This is a genomic window from Mycobacterium sp. TH-M15 (assembly GCF_057473705.1).
In genome coordinates, this window is sequence record NZ_JBYCLB010000159.1 from 1 (window position 1) to 1742 (window position 1742).

Genomic DNA, 1742 nt, shown 5'->3' on the forward strand with positions numbered 1-1742 from the left:
GCCAGCGCCGCGACGGTGCTGCCGGTCACCGCCCAGACCCGGTCACCGGTGCTGGGCCGGGCCCGCTGCAGCGCAACGGTGCCGGCGGCGATCCCGACACCGGCGACCACCACCCCGATCACGCCGCCCGGCGCGAACGCCAGCGCGGCGGCGGCGAGCCCGGCCACCACCGAGACCGGCGCCCACCCCCGGCGCCCGGGATTCGGCGGCGCCGGGACGGCTGCGGACGGTTGGGGATGTGCCGGTTCGTCGTCGGAGTACGGGTAGGGATAGATCACCCGTTCCCCCTGGGGATCCGGTGGGCGCTGAGGATCCGGAACGAGGCCGTCGCGAGCCGGGCCGCGGGGCCGAACCTGAACATCTCCTGGTCTTCGGTCGACCGGCCGGCCAGCAGGACGTGGGCGACGGCGCTGTCGACCTGGGTGCCCCCGGCGTCGAAAGCCGCCACGGCGACCTCGAACTCGGCCGTTCTGCCGGTCTTGTTCCGGAACGTCACCGGTAACCGTCCCCGTTTGCTCTTCGGTTTGACGCCGCCGAACTCACCGACGGTCACCTCGAGTTCGTGTCGCAGCACCGCGTCGGTGGTGTCGTCGGCCGAGCCGCCGCCCGCCACGCCGCCCGCCGGGGTCGGATGGATCAGCACCAGCGCCACGCCGACCCCGATCGCCAACGCCGACAACGTGACTCCCGACGACGCGGGCACGGTCCGGGCCGCGGCCCGCCGAGCGGCGATGACGCCGACGACGCCGGTGCCGATACCGGCCACCCCGCCCGCGATGCCGGCCAGCCCGCCCGGGAACCGGACGAAGACCGCCAGCAGGCTGAGCAACCCCACCACCGGGGCCACCATCGACCACGCCGGCCCGGGTGGCCGAGCTCGAGGCGGCACCGGCCGGTACCGGCCGCCCAACCCGGTCACGGCTGCTCCGGGAGGTCGCTGCTCGCCGCGAGCACGGTGAACGTCGCGCTCGTCAACCGCTGCGCCGTCTCCGGCGACATCGACAAGCTCGCGGCATCGGCCGCATTGACCGCCCGGGTGGCGTTGCCGTCCAGGGTCGCGTAGATCTGGAACGTGCCGATCTGGACGCGTTCGCTTTCCAGGCCGGCGATCGTGACGGAGAACCGCCGGGGTGCGGCCAGCTTGTTGGTCAGGTTCACGATCAGGCGCGGCTGCAGCGACGGCTGCAATATTCTGCTCGCCGGGCCCTGGGTGTAGCTGAACGTCCCGATCTGTACGTCGAGTTCGCTGCGCAGCACCGTCGCGGTGTCCTCGGTGGCCGCCCCGAGCCCGTACCCGCGCAGCCGGGGGTAGCCGAAGGCCAGCGCGCCGGCGGTGGCGACCGCCAGCACCGACACCACGATTCCCGACACGGACAGCACCGAGCGGCTCCCCGGCCGGCGCAGCAGGATTCCGGCGGTCCCCGCCGCGACACCGAATCCGCCTGCGGCGGCGCCGATCAGCCCGACGAAGTGCGGTGCGGAGGCCAGCAGCAGGCCGGTGGCGCCGACCGCCAGCGACACCGCCGGCCAGGTCTGCTGTGCGAGGGACGGCGTCATCACGGCACCGGCCGGCTGGTGGCATCGATGATCCGGAAGGTGGACGCCTCCAGTCGTTCCGCGGCATCGGTGTCGGCGACGTAGATCGGCATCGCCGCGGCCTGGCGTGCTTTAGGCGCCAGCACCGCGCCGTACCCCTGGCCTAGCAGTTGGAGACGGCCGAGATGGAACGCGGCGATCACGAC

The 1742-nt window shown here is 73.4% G+C and carries 3 protein-coding genes and 1 pseudogene; all 4 read right to left on the reverse strand.

The window, feature by feature from the left end; translation table 11 throughout:
* A pseudogene (locus AC2VNT_RS03800) lies at positions 1-278 on the reverse strand (hypothetical protein); the annotation flags it as partial.
* The gene (locus tag AC2VNT_RS03805; RefSeq protein ID WP_486945587.1) at positions 275-919 is read right to left on the reverse strand and encodes a hypothetical protein; all 645 of its coding nucleotides are present in this window, start codon (positions 917-919) and stop codon (positions 275-277) included. The pseudogene AC2VNT_RS03800 and the gene AC2VNT_RS03805, both read right to left, overlap by 4 nt.
* Entirely contained in the window at positions 916-1557 is a 642-nt protein-coding gene (locus tag AC2VNT_RS03810; protein ID WP_486945588.1) for a hypothetical protein, read from the reverse strand. The genes AC2VNT_RS03805 and AC2VNT_RS03810 overlap by 4 nt, the downstream gene beginning before the upstream one ends.
* On the reverse strand, positions 1557-1742 hold a 186-nt coding region (locus AC2VNT_RS03815), incomplete at its 5' end, for a hypothetical protein (protein WP_486945589.1). The genes AC2VNT_RS03810 and AC2VNT_RS03815, both read right to left, overlap by 1 nt.

Bases quoted from the DNA above. Each gene is read 5' to 3' on its own strand.
- AC2VNT_RS03810 (WP_486945588.1), bottom strand. From the start codon at position 1,557: ATGACGCCGTCCCTCGCACAGCAGACCTGGCCGGCGGTGTCGCTGGCG.